The sequence below is a fragment of the Streptomyces hyaluromycini genome (assembly GCF_002217755.1).
Lineage (GTDB): Bacteria > Actinomycetota > Actinomycetes > Streptomycetales > Streptomycetaceae > Streptomyces > Streptomyces hyaluromycini.
In genome coordinates, this window is the sequence record NZ_BCFL01000016.1 from 949309 (window position 1) to 964069 (window position 14761).

Here is a 14761-nt window from a genome sequence, read left to right on the forward strand (position 1 = left end):
GCGACCTCATCGGGGAAGCGGGGGAAAGTGGGGGAAAGTGGGGGAACCGAGCGATGGCGGTGGGCGGTACGGGTCAGGCGGGCGTCCGCTGTTCCAGCGCGCGGGGCGGCGGCGGGTCGTAGACGGGCGGGGTGGCGGAGCAGAAGACGCAGCGGTCGCCGATGACGTCGATGCCGCACCAGTGGCAGCTGGTCTGCCGTACCGAGGTGACCAGTTGGTAGAGGACCGACAGGTCGGCGAGGTAGCTGGTGAACTCGATCATCCGGCCGGTGCCCCACCACACGGACGACTCGGCGGGCAGCGGGGTCTCGCGCAGGCCGTGCGCGCCCCAGGCCTTGGCGAGGCCGCCGATCCAGTCGGACTGCAGCTGTCCCCTGGCGACCAGCATCCAGGTGCTGAACTCGGGGCCGCTCAGTACGGCCTCCGGTGCGATCCGGACCAGTTGCGGCTCGGGGTGGGCGACGATCCCGAACTGGGTGCCGGGCATCCAGGACTTGGCGTGCGCCTTGAGGCCGACCGGGACGCGGTCCAGCTTGGCGACGGAGCCGAGGACGGCGCCGGAGTGGATGTAGTGGGTGAGCAGCCGGCCGGCCGACGCGAGCACGCCGGGGCTGAGGTCGCAGGAGGCCAGCTGGCGCAACTGCCGGGCCAGGACGGCGATGCCGAGCGGCGGCAGGTCGGGGCGGAACAGCGCGATCCGGTCGCTCTCCAGGAGGGAACGGAGGGTGTGGAGCCGCCTGGTCACGGCCTCCGGTACGGCGTCCGAGTACAGGACGACCACATGTCCGTACTGCTCGATGAGGGCCACGAACTCGGCGAGGGTCTGTTCGAGCGGGCGCCGGTCGAGGTCCCGGAGCACGACCGCGGGCATGGTCCGCTCGTCCTGGACCGGCAGCGCCATGTCGGCACTGGTCACGGCAATGGCAGTTGGCACGCGCAGCTCCCCGCTCTTCACACCCGGCGGCCCACCGGTGTTACTCCAATGAGCCGGGACGACTTCATTGCGTGACTTCCTCAGCACTGTAACCACGCACCTGTGACCGGAGAACAGCGTTTGTGTAGCTGTCTGGGATCCGTGACCGCACAAGTAACGTCAAACCGGGACAGGTTGAGCATATGACCGGGGCCCGTTCCGCCTCCCCGGACCTTTGAATTTGGTCTGGACCTATTGACACGTGAATTGGTCTGGACCACCTTGATTGTCATGCCCAGACTCATCCCCCGGCTCGTGTCCCGGCATGCCGGACAGCGACGCATCCGCACCTGGTCGGCCGTGGCCGCCCTCGCCACGGCACTCGCGATGGCGGGCCTGGCCTCCGCGCCGGCCTCCGCCGCCGACGTCAACAACGTGAAGAACCCCGGCTTCGAGTCGGGCCTGTCCAACTGGACCTGTTCCGCGAGCAGCGGTACGACGGTCTCCTCCCCCGTGCACTCCGGCGCCGCCGCGCTGAAGGCGACCCCGGCCGGGCAGGACTACGCCCAGTGCAGCCAGACGGTGGCGGTGAAGGCCAACTCCACCTACACGCTGAGCGCGTGGGTGCAGGGCTCCTACACCTACCTCGGTGTGACCGGCACCGGCACCACGGACGTGTCGACCTGGACCCCGAACACGTCCTGGACGCAGCTGTCGACGACCTTCACCACCGGCGCCTCGACCACCTCGGTGACGGTCTGGACGCACGGCTGGTACGGCCAGGCCGCCTACTACGCCGACGACGTCTCTGTCTACGGCCCCGACGGCGGGGGCGGCTCCGACCCGGCCCCGACCGTCCCCGCGACCCCCACCGGCCTCGCGGTCTCCGGTACGACGTCGTCCTCCGCGTCGCTGTCCTGGAGCGCGGTGTCGGGCGCGACCGGCTACAACGTCTACCAGAACGGCACCAAGGTCTCGGCGGTCACCGGTGCCTCGGCGACGATCACCGGACTCGCGGCCTCGACGTCGTACTCGTTCCAGGTCACCGCGACCAACTCGGCCGGTGAGTCGGCGAAGTCGACGGCGGTGACGGCGACCACGACCGCGTCCGGCGGCAGCGGCGGCGGCTCGCTGCCCAAGCACGCGGTGACGGGCTACTGGCAGAACTTCAACAACGGCGCCACCGTCCAGAAGATCTCGGACGTGCCGTCCTCGTACGACATCATCGCCGTCGCCTTCGCGGACGCGACCAGCACCCCGGGCGCGGTCAGCTTCACCCTCGACTCCTCCGGCCTCGGCGGGTACACGGTCGACCAGTTCAAGGCCGACATCAAGGCCAAGCAGGCGGCCGGCAAGAAGGTCATCATCTCCATCGGCGGCCAGAACGGCACGATCTCGGTGAGCGACTCGGCGTCCGCGACGAACTTCGCCAACTCCGTCTATTCGCTGATGCAGACGTACGGCTTCGACGGCGTCGACATCGACCTGGAGAACGGCATCAACGCCACCTACATGAGCCAGGCGCTGCGCTCCCTGTCGTCGAAGGCGGGCTCGTCGCTCGTCATCACGATGGCCCCGCAGACGATCGACATGCAGTCGACGTCCAACGGGTACTTCCAGACGGCCCTGAACATCAAGGACATCCTCACGGTCGTCAACATGCAGTACTACAACAGCGGTTCCATGCTGGGCTGCGACGGCAAGGTGTACAGCCAGGGCTCGGTGGACTTCCTCACCGCGCTCGCCTGCATCCAGCTCCAGGGCGGTCTGTCGCCGTCCCAGGTGGGCCTCGGCCTGCCGGCGTCGACCAGCGCGGCGGGCAGCGGCTACGTCTCACCGACCGTGGTCAACAACGCCCTCGACTGCCTGACCAAGCTCACCAACTGCGGCTCCTTCAAGCCGTCGACCGCGTACCCCGACCTGCGGGGCGCGATGACCTGGTCGACGAACTGGGACGCGGCGGCCGGCAACGCGTGGTCGTCCTCGGTGGGCGCCCACGTGCACGCACTGCCGTAGGGATCCCCGGCGCCCCGAAGGGGCGCGGGCCCGAGACATGTGCGGCTCCGCCGCGTGGGCGCGACCAGCCCCCACCGGCCCGCACGCACCCGTAGGACGGGCCGCGACCCACGCAAAGCGTCGCGGCCCGCCCGGCGGAGCTACTCGCTCCCGCAGGTACCGAGCTCGAACCACACGGTCTTGCCCGGCCCGTCCTGGTGGCAGCCCCAGCGCCGGGCGAGCGCGGCCACCAGGTACATCCCTCTGCCGCTCTCCGCGAGGCCCGCTTCCAGGACCCGCGGCGGGCGGCGGTCCTCGTCGGCGACCTCGCAGCGCAGCACCCCGTGCGAGGCCGCCAGGGTGAGCCGGAACCGGGTCGCCGCATGACAGAGGGCGTTCGCGGCCAGCTCGCCGGCCAGCAGCTCGCACACGTAGGCCACCTCGTCCTGCTCCGCGAGCCCCCATTCCTCCAGCTGCCGCCGCACCACCGCGCGCGCCTCGCCGGCCGCCGTGGGCCGGGGGTCGTACTCGACGCTCAGACGACCGGCCCGGGCCGGGGGCTGCGGGTACGCGGCGTACTGCGGGCCGGGATCCGGGAGCCGGCTCCCGGAGGGCTGCGGCACGGCTCCCCCCGGCGGGCCCGTGCCCGTCTCCCCGCACACGGGGAGCAACACCTGATCCGGTACCCGCGTATGCGCCGCCGCGGGGGTACGCGCGTACGGCATCTCGCTCACGCGTACTGGACGCGGATCTTCGCCCCGTCCCCCGCCGCCCCGTCCCGGACATCGACGTACGCGCACACCTGGCGGGTGAACCACAGCCCCTGCCCCGGCTCCGGCTCCCCGCCGGGCGGCGGCACGAACCCGGCCAGCGGATCCGCCACCGCCCGGCACAGCCGCAGCTCGCAGACGCAGGCCGGCGCCTCACCCCAGGCGCGGACCTCGACCACCGGCCCGTGCGCGGCCGCCGCCGCCTCGACGGCACGGCCGAACCGCCCGGCGTCCACCGCCGGGAGCCCCCGCCCGGCGGCCCAGGCGCGGACCGCCTCCGGCGCGGGCAGCCGGGCCGCCGACTGCGGCGGCGGGGCCAGCGGTACGGCGTCCAGCTCGCGCACCAGGACCGGCGGCTGCTCGTACACCCCGGTACCCGGGTGGGCACGGCGGGCCGCGTCGACGACGGCCGGGCCCGCCGTCCGGGTGTCGTACGCGCACAGGGCGGTGGTGGCGAAGGGGGCGAACAGGAGGTTGGCGAGGGACTCGTAGCGGATCCACTCGGTGCTCTCCCGCGCCGAACGCCCCGCGCGCCCGGCCCAGTCGGGCTCCATGAGGAGGTGGACACGGCCGCCGGGCCCCGCGTTCGCCGCGAGGTAACCGGCGCCCTGGGCCACGGCGTTGGCCGCCGTGCCGGTGTACCAGTCGGCGTGGTCGATGAAGCCGACGTCCCGGGCGTCGGCGCCGAGCGCGTCGCGCAGGACGGCCAGCAGGCCGGGGGCGGCGATGGCGACGGGCGGGGGCTCGTCCGGGGCGGCGAGGCCCTCGGCGAGGAAGGGCAGGGCGGCCGCGACGAACGCGTCGTCCGAGCCGAACACGGCCATCCGGTGGTCGAACTGCCCCTGGGCGGCGGCGGGGCGCGCGCCCGTACTGGTACTCATCGGGTCTCCTGTGCGTCAGCGCCGGGCGGTCGTCACCCGGGCGGCGATCTGGCTGCGGTTGCTGAAGGCGGGCGTGCCGAGGATGCGTTCCGCATGGCCCTCGGCGGTGCGGCGGGCGAGTCCGGCCAGGTCCGGGCCGTGCGGGCCGAGGTGCCGGCCGGGTATGGGGCCACGGGCGAGGGTGGTCGCGTGGTGGGCGCGGGCGGCGCCCGGGTCGTCGGCGAAGAGCCGGCCGGCACCGATGACGTGGTCGGCGTGCGCGGCCTCCGCCGGGCCGCCGAGCCGCTCGGCGAGGGCACGGGCCTCGCGGGCGCGGCGCAGGCCCCGGGTGAGGTCGCCGGGGCTGCCGGCGAGCAGGGCGGAGCCCCGGAGGGCGCGGGCGCGGCCGACGGTCTGCCCAGGGCTGGCTTCGAGGGCGCGGTCGAGCCGGCAGCGGCCCTCGCGCGGGGCGCCGCGGCCGGTGAACGTGCCGAGGCGGGCCTTGGCCAACAGCTCGCGGCCCGCGGCCTGTTCGTCTCTCCGGTCGACGAAGCTGGTCGCCTCGACCGGCAGATGACAGCCCCCGCGCGGCGCCGGTCCGCCCATGATCAGCCAGCCCTCCTCTTGGCCGTCCGACCACGGTCTCCCGGCGGACCGGGAGAACGCACACGGACGTCACGCGGGTGGGTGCACTTCGGCGGGGGCCGCTTGCGGCGGCGGGTACGCGCGTACACTGCGCGGCCGGTTCGCGTGGCCGGCGAACTCGGGTGATGTGCACGGGTGATGTGCGCGGCCGAACCCGCCAGGCCGACGTGCGCGGCTGATTTTACGGTCTTGACCTGTTCATGCCATTCCTTGGACGATGGGCGGCACCGCACAGCCCGCACAGTCCACACACAGCACCCGCACAGGCACGTCGCACTGAACCACCCCCACCTCTCCCCCAGGAGACTTCATGCGACTTCGCACCCGCGGCTCCGGAGCCCGCGGCGGCAGACGGACCGCCGCGCTCGGCGCCCTGCTGGCCCTCGCCCTCGCGGCCCCCGTGTCGGCGACCGCGACCCACGCGACCGCCGACAGCGCCCGGCCGTCCGCCCCCTCGGCCGACGACGTCCGGCAGTACGAGATCCACCAGAGCACCACCCCGGTGACCCGCGCCGCGATCCAGCGGACCGGCGTCTCCGTGGACGAGGCCGACGAGGAAACGGTGGTCGTCTCCGGACGGCCCGCGCAGATCACCGCGCTGAAGCGCCTCGGCTACGACGTCACGCCGCTCGGCGCGGCCCCGGACCGGTCGTCCGCCGCCGACCAGCTGCGCCTGTTCGACTTCCCGACGGCCGACTCGAAGTACCACAACTACGCCGAGGCGAACGCCGAGATCGACCAGCGGCTCGCCGCCTACCCGTCGATCATGAGCAAGCAGGTGATCGGCAAGTCGTACCAGGGCCGGGACATCGTCGCGATCAAGGTCAGCGACAACGTGGCGACGGACGAGAACGAGCCCGAGGTCCTCCTCACCTTCCACCAGCACGCGCGCGAGCACCTCACGGTGGAGATGGCGCTGTACCTGCTGCGGGAACTGGGCGCGGGATACGGATCGGACTCCCGGGTCACCGACATCGTCAACAGCCGGGAGATCTGGATCGTCCCCGATCTCAACCCCGACGGCGGCGAGTACGACATCGCCACCGGCTCGTACCGCTCGTGGCGCAAGAACCGGCAGCCCAACTCCGGTTCGTCGTACGTCGGTACGGACCTGAACCGGAACTGGAACTACAAGTTCGGCTGCTGCGGCGGATCCTCGGGCTCCACGTCCTCGGAGACCTACCGGGGCGCGGCCGCCGAGTCGGCGCCGGAGGTGAAGGTGGTCGCCGACTTCGTGCGCAGCCGGGTCGTCGGCGGCAAGCAGCAGATCAAGGCGGGGATCGACTTCCACACGTACAGCGAGCTGGTGCTGTGGCCGTTCGGCTACACGACCGCCGACACGGCCACCGGGATGACCGCGGACGACGCCGCCGCGTTCAAGGCGGTCGGGCAGAAGATGGCGGCGAGCAACGGCTACACGCCGGAGCAGTCGAGCGATCTGTACATCACCGACGGCTCGATCGACGACTATCTGTGGGGCACCCAGAAGATCTTCGACTACACCTTCGAGATGTACCCGACGTCCAGTTCCGGGGGCGGCTTCTACCCGCCCGACGAGGTGATCGAGCGGGAGACCTCCCGGAACCGGGACGCGGTGTTCCAACTGCTGGAGAACGCGGACTGCATGTACCGGTCGATCGGGAAGGAAGCGCAGTACTGCGGTTAGCCGACCGGGGGCCCGACGGGTGAGCCCCTCCCGGCCCTGGGGCAGCCGCCAGGGCCGGAGCGGCCGGGTCGTGGGAGGGACGGGGCTACTCCTCGCGGAGGGCCTTGTCCTTGTCCTTGTCCGCGGCCTTGTCGACGGCCTTGTCCTCGGCTTCGGTTTCGGCTTCGTCCGCGGCCTTGTTCTCCGCTTCCGTCTCCGTCTCCGCTTCCGCCTCCAGGACGTCTTCCTCGTCCTCTTCCGCGCCTTCGTCGAAGTACGCGTCGAGGACCTCGTCCAGCTGCTCCTCCCACTCCTTGAAGCGGGAGCGGGACGTCGCCTCGATCTCGATCGGGTACCAGCGGCGGTCCGGGGTGTGGACGGTGATCGTGAATCGCTTGCCGAAGCGCGGGGCCTCGGTCTCGATCGCGCCGATCTCGTCCCAGCGGAACTCGCACTTCTCCTCGTCGAGGCTGAGGCGCACGCCCTGGTGGTCGGCCACTATCCGGGCGCGGCGGTCGGCGGCCTCGAAGGCGGGACCCTCGGGGGTCTCCTCCTCGTCCGCGGCGTCGTCGGCGTCCGCCGTGGCTTCGGCCTCGGCCTCGGCCGCCGGTGCCGCCGCCGCCTTCACGTCCTCGGCCTCCGCGGCCTCCTCCGGCCGGGCATCCTCCGGCTTCGCGTCGGCCGGCTCGGCGGACGCGGGTGAGGTGAGCCCGGGGATGAAGGCCGGGTCGAATCCGGCGCCTTCCAGGGGCTGGCTGTTGGCTCCTATGCGCTGCTCCACAGCGGGCAGTATGGTCCAAGAACCTGTGCCGGACACAGCCGGCCCCGGACTTCGTTATCAGACGCCTACACGAAGACGCCGGGACCCCCTACACGAACACACTCACCACACCCGCCACCCCGAACCCCACCACCGACAGCACCGTCTCCAGCACGGTCCAGGTCCTCAGGGTGTCGCGCTCGCTGATGCCGAAGTACTTGGCCACCATCCAGCTGCATCCATCGGCGCCCTCCGGGCGCGGGCGCCGTCGTTGACGTGCGAGGCGAAGATCGACCTCGTCCGGTCAGGTTGGTCCACATCCGTCAGTTGGAGTTCTCTCTCACCACCGGGCAAGAGACTCTCCCCTGGATCGCTCTGGGGAGTTCGACAGCACTCAGGTCTGCCTGACGACTGCCCTCCCGGCAGCCGAGGCAAGTACGAGACCTGCCTGATCGATGTTGCGGCTTGCATTGAAGTCGGCGTTGCCAGTCCAGCCACACTCAGGATTTCGGCACACGAATCGCGCCTGCGATTCACGGCTGCCCGTTGTTACTACACCGCACTCAGAGCAGCGCAGCGACGTTCCAGGCGCTGGCACGCTGATCAGAATACCGCCCTGATCATCAATCTTGTAGGCCAGCAGCTCCACAGTACGTCCCCATGCTTCCCCAGCAATCGCACGGTTCCGTCCGGATTTTTGCGCCACGTTGACTCCGGGCGTGCCGAGAGTTCCCTTTGCCGATCTCACCATGTTCATGATGTGGAGTTCTTCCACCGATACCAGAGCGTATTTCTTGGCGATGACAGAGGTGGTCTTGTGCTGCCAGTCGAGCACCCGGCGCTTGGCTCTCGCACGCAGGTCCCGAATCTGGTCGTACGCGGTGGACAGCTTCTTTGAACACCGCCGCCCCGGCTTCCTGTATTGCTTCCTGTGTTCGGCCCGCTGCTGAGTGCACAGCAGACGAGCTTCTTCCTTCTCATCCAGCCATGGCCCATGGACATAGGTGTCGCCGTCGGACAGGGCAAGTGGAACAGCGATGCCCCGATCAATCCCGACATGTGAGTCTGCTTCAAGTCCGCGCATGGACACAGACACCTCGTGAACCGTACGGAAGACAATGTGCCAGCCGAGCGCATCTTTGATGAGGCGGGCACCGGGCAGATCCCTCGTCCAGCGGAACCGCACTCGACCCAGTTTCGGAATATTCACGACGCCCCAGCGTCGGTGGACCCTGGCTACGTGGAGGTCCCGTCCCACCCCTGCGGAATGTCCACCGCCAGCACCGTACGGAGGCGAGCCTTGTACGTCGGCGCCTCAGCCCTTCCTTCCCAGCAGTTCACCCAGGCCTGACGGTATGTCCTCAGTACCGCCTGCGCCGCTTGCGCTGGGAGCACCGCCAACCAGTCGACGTTGGCGCGCGCCCAACGAATCTCACCATCCACGTAAGAGCGGGGAGGCCACCGGTCCCCGGAGAGAGTGAACAACTCGTGCAACAGGTTCCACAGCGCCCTCGCGGCATGCGCCTGCTGGTCAAGCGCATCAACTTGGGTAGCTGTCAAAGCCAGACGAGCACGGAAACCACGACGTCGCGTCATCTTCTCGCCCATGGTTCCCTCCCCGTTGGCTCCGCCGGTCAGATCAACGGAGCCGGGTCGAAAAGGTCACGGGTTCGAGTTCCGGTCAATCAGTCGAGAACGGCCAGGCCGTCTATCTCGACCAACAGTCCCTTGGGAAGACCGACATACACCGTCGTACGAGCGGGCGGAGCCTGCGTGAGTCCCTGCTCCTCGAAATAGCGGTCGTATGTCTCGTTCATCTCCGCGAAGTGACTCGGGTCCGTCAGATAGACGCGGATCATCATGACGTCGTCCCAGGTGGCGCCGCCCTCTTCGAGGATCGCCTTGACGTTGGCGAGGGTCTGGAGGGTCTGTTCGCGCAGGGTGGGGCCGGCCGGGGTCGGGGGCTTCCCCTCCTCTGCGGGCAGGAAGCCGACCTGGCCGGCGACCTGGAGGATGTTGCCCTTCCGGACGCCGTGCGAGAACTTGGCGGGCGGGGTGGTGTGGGTCGTGGGGGTGAGGGCGATCTTCTCGGTCATCGGTTGCCGGCTTCCTTGATCGGGGTTCTGCCTGAGTACTCGCCGCTGATCGCGTCCGCCGTACGGCGCACCTGCGGGAGCAGGGTGAGGAGTTCGTCGGCGGTCACGACAACGTTGGGCGCGGAGACCGACATGGCGGCGACGACCCGGCCGTCGGCGCCGCGGATGGGGGCCGCGACGCAGTTGATGGACTCCTCGTGGCCGCCGAGGTCGGTGGCCCAGCCCTGTTCGCGCACCTTGGCCAGTTCCCTGCGGAACGCCTCCGCGTTCGGCGTCGAACGGGCCGTGTACATGGGGTAGTCGAGCTTGTCGGCGAGGGCCCGCCGTTCGGGCTCGGGCAGGTCGGCGAGGAGCAGCTTGGCGACGGCGGCGACGGTGATGGCGACGGGCTTGCCGATCCGCGAGTACATGCGCACCGGGTAGCGGCTCTCGACCTTGTCGATGTAGAGGACCTCGCCCTCCTCGAACACGGCGAGGTGCACGGTGTGTCCGCAGGCCGCGTTGAGGCGGGCCAGGTGGGGGTGGGCGATCTCGCGGACGTCGAGGTTCTCCATCGCCTCCTGGGCGAGGGCGAAGAGACGGGCGCCGAGGCGGTAGCGCTGGTCGGACTGGCGGTAGACGAGCCCGTGCGCGTGGAGGGTGCGCAGCAGCCGCAGCGCGGTCGACTTGTGCACACCGAGGCGGTCGGCGACCTGGCCGAGGTCGGCGGGGCCCTCGGCGAGCAGGGGCAGGATGCTGAGCGCTCGGTCGACGGTCTGGCTCATGGGGTGCGTACCTCCTCTTCGGCCGCGTCGGCTTGCGTCCAGCCGGGGCCGAGTCGAAGTCTCTCCCACCCGCTGTCGTCGAGGGCGGTCAGGCGGTCGGTGGTGTCGCGGGCGGGGGGCGGGGCGAGGTCGGCGGGGGTGGTGAGGGCGGCGGCGGCGAAGAGGTGGCCGAGCCTGAGCGTCTGCCCGACCGGCAGTCCACGCAGGGTGCCGGAGAGAAAACCGGCGGCGAAGGCGTCACCGGCGCCGACGGGGGCCACGACGTCGACGGCGGGGGCGGGTTCGAAGGCGGGCGGGGTGGGGGCGAGGGCGGGGTTTTCGCTTACCGGCGCTGGCAGGGTGCCTCCCCCACCCTCGGCTTCGCTTGAGCGGGGGGACCCCCATCGCCCACCCGTGCCGCCCTGCGGCACGCCTGCCCGCAGCTGAGTAGCTGTGAGAGGAGCGGCTGGGAAGCGCCCCGAAAGGGGCGCGGGGCTGTATTTGATTTGCGGCTGCCGCCGCGTGGGCGCGACCAGCCCCCACGCACCCGCACCCGACACGAATGCCGTCGCCCCCACCCCGCCCTGCTTCACCACCAGCACCTCCGGCTCCGGCAGCAACTCGCGGACCGCCGACGGCCCTCCCGTCACCCCCCACGCCTCCTCCGCCTCGTCCTCCCCCACAAAGACGATGTCGGCCCGCCGTGCCAACTCCAGCAGGACGTGCGAGCCGTCACCCAAACCCCACAGCCCCGCCCGGTAGTTGACGTCGAAGGACACCACCGGGCGCCCCCCGGCGGGAGCCGTCAGCTCCCGCAGCAGTCCGAGGCACCCCTCCGACAACGCCGCCGTGATCCCCGACAGGTGCAGGATCCGTCCCGCGCGCGCCGCCGCGAGATCCACCGTCGCCGTCGACATCGCCGACGCCGCGGACCCCGCCCGGTAGTAGGCGACCTCGTGCGCCTCGGTCGCCCGGTCCCCCGCCGTACGGAAGTACACCCCCGTAGGACGCACGGGATCACGGCCGACGGACGAGACGTCGACGCCGTACGAGGCGACGGTCTCCACCAGGTGATCGCCGAACCCGTCCGCGCCGACCCGGCTGACCCACCGCACGGCGTGCCCGGCGGCGGCCAGCGCACAGGCCACGTTGGACTCCGCGCCGCCGATCGCGCGGTCGAAGGACGGTACGTCCGCGAGGCGCCCCGGCCGGGTGGGCAGGAACGTGACCATGGACTCGCCGAGCGCGACGACGTCCGGGGCGTCAACGACGTCAACGGCGTCCGTGGCCTTCACGATGGCGGTGGCTCCTCGTCGTCCGGGTCGCTGCGGGCTCCATTGACCCGGCGTTGGCGTGGATGTTAGACAGCGGTAAGCGATATACGCAATGGACGTTGCACATCATGCAACCGAACCGATCAGGGAGGCTCCGTGTCCCTCGACACCGGCACCGAAGCGCTCGCCCGGCTCGCGGAGGAACGCGTCGACCACCGTTTCAAGGGCCTCCCGCCGGACGCCGAAGGCCTCACCGTCGGCGAGCTGGCCGCCCAGCGCCGCAACCTGTTCTCCGACGGCTTCGCGACCCCGGTACTGGCCCTCTCCGCCGAGCGCCTGGAGCACAACCTCGCGCTGATGGAGACGTACACCGAACGGCACGGCCTCGCCTTCGCCCCGCACGGCAAGACCTCCATGGCCCCGCAGCTCTTCCGGCGGCAGACCGAGCGCGGGGCGTGGGGCATCACCCTCGCCGTGCCGCACCAGGTGCGGGTGGCGCGGGCGTTCGGCACCCGGCGGGTCTTCCTCGCGAACGAGCTCGTGGACGCGGCGGCGCTCCGCTGGACCGCCGCGGAGCTGGAGCGCGACCCGGACTTCCGTTTCATCTGCTACGTCGACTCCGTGCGCGGGGTCGAGCTGATGGACGCGGCGCTGCGGCCGACGGGGGCCTCGCACCGAGTGGACGTCGTCGTCGAGCTCGCCGCCGGGGAGGGCGCCCGGACCGGCGTCCGTACGGAGGCGGAGTGCGCGGCGGTCGCGGAGGCGGTGGCCGGGACGGAGACCCTGCGGCTGGTCGGGGTGGCCGGGTACGAGGGGGAGGTCCCGCAGGCCGACCCGGACCGGGTGCACGCCTATCTGCGCCGGCTGGTCGCCCTCGCCGCCGAGTTCGACAAGGCGGGCCGGTTCGCGGGCCTCGCGGAGATCGTGGTGAGCGCCGGCGGCAGTGCCTGGTTCGACGCGGTCGCGGACGTCTTCGCCGGGATCCCCGAACTCTCGCTCCCTGTCCTGAAGTTGCTCCGCTCGGGCGCGTACGTCTCGCACGACGACGGCCGCTACCGCGAGGTCACCCCCTTCAACCGCGTTCCCGAGGAGGGCGCCCTGGAGCCGGCCTTCCGGCTCTGGGCGCAGATCGTCTCCCGCCCCTCCCCGGAGCAGGCCTTCGCCAACGCGGGCAAGCGGGACGCGGCCTACGACCTCGACCTCCCCTTCGCCCAGGTGATCCGCCGGGCTGGCACCGAGCGCCCGGCGACCGGAGTCTCGGTCACCGGCCTGTCCGACCAGCACGCCTGGCTGCGCACGGACCCCGGGGCCGACCTGGAGGTCGGGGACTGGATCGGACTCGGTCTCTCCCACCCGTGCACGTCGTTCGACAAGTGGCAGCTGATCCCGGTGGCCGAGGCGGACGGGACGGTCGTCGACTACGTCCGTACGTTCTTCTAGGAGGGATCGTGGAGCAGCTCGTCATCCGGGACGCGGACGTCATCGACGGCAGCGGCGCGCCCTCCTACCGCGCGGACGTGGTCGTCGACGGCGGCCGGATCGTCTCGATCGTCAAGGAGGCCGCCGCCGCGGGCTGCCAGCGCCCGCGCGCGGTACGCGAGCTGGACGCGGAGGGCCTGGTCCTCTCCCCCGGCTTCATCGACATGCACGCCCACAGCGACCTGGCCCTGCTGCGCGACCCCGACCACAGCGCCAAGGCCGCGCAGGGGGTGACCCTGGAGGTGCTGGGCCAGGACGGGCTGTCGTACGCCCCCGTCGACGACCGCACACTGGCGGAGGTCCGCCGGGCGATCGCCGGCTGGAACGGCCACGGGGACGACATCGACTTCGACTGGCGGTCGGTCGGCGAGTACCTGGACCGCCTCGACCGCGGCATCGCCGTCAACGCGGCCTACCTGATCCCCCAGGGCACGGTCCGCGCGCTCGCCGTCGGCTGGGAGGACCGCGAGGCGACCCCGGCCGAACTGGACCGCATGCGCCGGCTGGTGGCCGAGGGCATGGCACAGGGCGCGGTCGGCCTGTCCTCCGGGCTCACCTACACCCCGGGCATGTACGCGCCGGACGCCGAACTGACCGAGCTGTGCCGGGTGGTGGCGGAGTACGGCGGCTACTACTGCCCGCACCACCGCTCCTACGGCGCGGGCGCCCTGGAGGCGTACGCGGAGATGGTGACCCTGGCCCGGGAGGCGGACTGCCCGCTCCACCTGGCCCACGCCACCATGAACTTCGGCGTGAACGAGGGCCGGGCCCCCGAACTGCTGGCCCTCCTCGACGAGGCCCTCGCCGCCGGCGCCGACATCACCCTCGACACCTACCCCTACACCCCCGGCAGCACGACCCTCGCGGCGCTGCTGCCGAGCTGGGCGAACGAGGGCGGCCCGGCGGCGGCCCTGGCCCGGCTGGCGGACGACGAGACGTCCGGACGTGTCCGCCACCACCTGGAGTCCGTCGGCTCCGACGGCTGCCACGGCGTCCCTGTCGAATGGGACACGATCGAGATCTCGGGCGTGACCGACCCGGCCCTCACGGACTACGTCGGCCGTACGGTCCAGGAGTCGGCGGACGCCCGCGGGGAGTCCCCCTGGACGACGGCCCGCCGCCTCCTCGTCGCCGGCCGCCTGGGCACCACGATCCTCCAGCACGTGGGCCACGAGGAGAACGTCCGCACGATCATGCGCCACCCGGTCCACACCGGCGGCTCGGACGGCATCCTCCAGGGCACGAAACCCCACCCCCGCGCCTACGGCACCTTCCCGCACTACCTCGGCCACTACGTACGTGAGCTGGGAGTCCTCACCCTGGAGGAGTGCGTCGCCCACCTCACGTCCCGCCCCGCGGCCCGGCTGCGCCTGCCGGACCGCGGCCTCGTACGCGAGGGCTACCGGGCCGACGTCGTCCTCTTCGACCCGGAGACGGTGGCGGCGGGCTCGACGTTCGACCAGCCCCGCACCCTCCCGACAGGCATCCCACACGTCCTGATCAACGGCCGCTTCGTAATCGAGAACGGCCACAGGACGGACGAGTTGGCAGGTAGGTCGGTCCGTAACGCGCCCCTTTAGG

14 protein-coding genes and 1 pseudogene are annotated in these 14761 nt (G+C 71.2%); 4 read left to right on the forward strand and 11 right to left on the reverse strand.

Features of this window, described 5'->3' with window-relative positions; genetic code table 11:
• Positions 1–73: 73 nt before the first annotated feature.
• Positions 74–901 (reverse strand): hypothetical protein, encoded by an 828-nt coding sequence (locus SSP29_RS04350; RefSeq protein WP_245883036.1) that lies wholly within the window; start codon positions 899–901, stop codon positions 74–76.
• 303 nt (positions 902–1204) lie between these two features.
• Here SSP29_RS04350 and SSP29_RS04355 point away from each other — a divergent pair, with 303 nt between their 5' ends.
• Complete coding sequence (locus tag SSP29_RS04355) at positions 1205–2929, forward strand: chitinase (protein ID WP_089099106.1); 1725 nt, start codon at positions 1205–1207, stop codon at positions 2927–2929.
• A 140-nt stretch (positions 2930–3069) separates the two neighbouring features.
• On the opposite strand, the gene SSP29_RS04360 is transcribed toward SSP29_RS04355, so the two are convergent.
• From SSP29_RS04360 to SSP29_RS04370, 3 genes are all read right to left on the reverse strand, one after another.
• Positions 3070–3447, reverse strand: a complete 378-nt coding sequence (locus tag SSP29_RS04360; protein ID WP_089099798.1) for an ATP-binding protein — start codon at positions 3445–3447, stop codon at positions 3070–3072.
• A gap of 191 nt (positions 3448–3638) precedes the next feature.
• The gene (locus tag SSP29_RS04365) at positions 3639–4559 is read right to left on the reverse strand and encodes an MEDS domain-containing protein (RefSeq protein WP_089099107.1); all 921 of its coding nucleotides are present in this window, start codon (positions 4557–4559) and stop codon (positions 3639–3641) included.
• A gap of 15 nt (positions 4560–4574) precedes the next feature.
• Positions 4575–5144 (reverse strand): hypothetical protein, encoded by a 570-nt coding sequence (locus SSP29_RS04370; RefSeq protein WP_089099108.1) that lies wholly within the window; start codon positions 5142–5144, stop codon positions 4575–4577.
• Positions 5145–5493: 349 nt separating this feature from the next.
• Here SSP29_RS04370 and SSP29_RS04375 point away from each other — a divergent pair, with 349 nt between their 5' ends.
• Positions 5494–6849: a M14 family metallopeptidase gene (locus SSP29_RS04375; RefSeq protein WP_089099109.1), complete on the forward strand. Its 1356-nt coding sequence runs from the start codon at positions 5494–5496 to the stop codon at positions 6847–6849.
• Between the two features lie 85 nt (positions 6850–6934).
• Here SSP29_RS04375 and SSP29_RS04380 read toward each other — a convergent pair whose 3' ends face one another.
• The 7 genes and pseudogenes from SSP29_RS04380 to SSP29_RS04400 all read right to left on the reverse strand — a co-directional run bounded on the left by SSP29_RS04380 (position 6935) and on the right by SSP29_RS04400 (position 11659).
• On the reverse strand, positions 6935–7609 hold the full coding sequence (locus SSP29_RS04380; protein ID WP_089099110.1) for a hypothetical protein: 675 nt from the start codon (positions 7607–7609) through the stop codon (positions 6935–6937).
• Positions 7610–7697: 88 nt separating this feature from the next.
• A pseudogene (locus SSP29_RS51360) lies at positions 7698–7882 on the reverse strand (GntT/GntP/DsdX family permease); the annotation flags it as partial.
• Between the two features lie 100 nt (positions 7883–7982).
• Positions 7983–8798: an RNA-guided endonuclease InsQ/TnpB family protein gene (locus tag SSP29_RS04385; protein ID WP_150133527.1), complete on the reverse strand. Its 816-nt coding sequence runs from the start codon at positions 8796–8798 to the stop codon at positions 7983–7985.
• A 26-nt stretch (positions 8799–8824) separates the two neighbouring features.
• Positions 8825–9196, reverse strand: coding sequence for a hypothetical protein (locus SSP29_RS61135; RefSeq protein ID WP_150133528.1), 372 nt, complete (start codon positions 9194–9196; stop codon positions 8825–8827).
• A gap of 77 nt (positions 9197–9273) precedes the next feature.
• Positions 9274–9684 (reverse strand): RidA family protein, encoded by a 411-nt coding sequence (locus SSP29_RS04390; protein WP_089099111.1) that lies wholly within the window; start codon positions 9682–9684, stop codon positions 9274–9276.
• Entirely contained in the window at positions 9681–10448 is a 768-nt protein-coding gene (locus tag SSP29_RS04395) for an IclR family transcriptional regulator (protein WP_089099112.1), read from the reverse strand. Before SSP29_RS04395 ends, SSP29_RS04390 begins: the two co-directional genes overlap by 4 nt.
• Positions 10445–11659 (reverse strand): sugar kinase, encoded by a 1215-nt coding sequence (locus SSP29_RS04400; protein WP_089099799.1) that lies wholly within the window; start codon positions 11657–11659, stop codon positions 10445–10447. Before SSP29_RS04400 ends, SSP29_RS04395 begins: the two co-directional genes overlap by 4 nt.
• Positions 11660–11857: 198 nt before the next feature.
• Between SSP29_RS04400 and SSP29_RS04405 the strand changes: the two genes are divergently transcribed.
• Together SSP29_RS04405 and SSP29_RS04410 are read left to right on the forward strand one after the other, a co-directional pair.
• Positions 11858–13141 (forward strand): alanine racemase, encoded by a 1284-nt coding sequence (locus SSP29_RS04405; protein ID WP_089099113.1) that lies wholly within the window; start codon positions 11858–11860, stop codon positions 13139–13141.
• Positions 13142–13149: 8 nt separating this feature from the next.
• The gene (locus SSP29_RS04410) at positions 13150–14760 is read left to right on the forward strand and encodes an N-acyl-D-amino-acid deacylase family protein (protein ID WP_089099114.1); all 1611 of its coding nucleotides are present in this window, start codon (positions 13150–13152) and stop codon (positions 14758–14760) included.
• Position 14761 lies beyond the last annotated feature (1 nt).

Bases quoted from the DNA above. Each gene is read 5' to 3' on its own strand.
- SSP29_RS04390 (WP_089099111.1), bottom strand. From the start codon at position 9,684: ATGACCGAGAAGATCGCCCTCACCCCCACGACCCACACCACCCCGCCC.
- SSP29_RS04350 (WP_245883036.1), bottom strand. From the start codon at position 901: ATGGCGCTGCCGGTCCAGGACGAGCGGACCATGCCCGCGGTCGTGCTC.
- SSP29_RS04400 (WP_089099799.1), bottom strand. From the start codon at position 11,659: ATGGTCACGTTCCTGCCCACCCGGCCGGGGCGCCTCGCGGACGTACCG.
- SSP29_RS04395 (WP_089099112.1), bottom strand. From the start codon at position 10,448: ATGAGCCAGACCGTCGACCGAGCGCTCAGCATCCTGCCCCTGCTCGCC.
- SSP29_RS61135 (WP_150133528.1), bottom strand. From the start codon at position 9,196: ATGGGCGAGAAGATGACGCGACGTCGTGGTTTCCGTGCTCGTCTGGCT.
- SSP29_RS04365 (WP_089099107.1), bottom strand. From the start codon at position 4,559: ATGAGTACCAGTACGGGCGCGCGCCCCGCCGCCGCCCAGGGGCAGTTC.
- SSP29_RS04355 (WP_089099106.1), top strand. From the start codon at position 1,205: ATGCCCAGACTCATCCCCCGGCTCGTGTCCCGGCATGCCGGACAGCGA.
- SSP29_RS04370 (WP_089099108.1), bottom strand. From the start codon at position 5,144: ATGGGCGGACCGGCGCCGCGCGGGGGCTGTCATCTGCCGGTCGAGGCG.
- SSP29_RS04375 (WP_089099109.1), top strand. From the start codon at position 5,494: ATGCGACTTCGCACCCGCGGCTCCGGAGCCCGCGGCGGCAGACGGACC.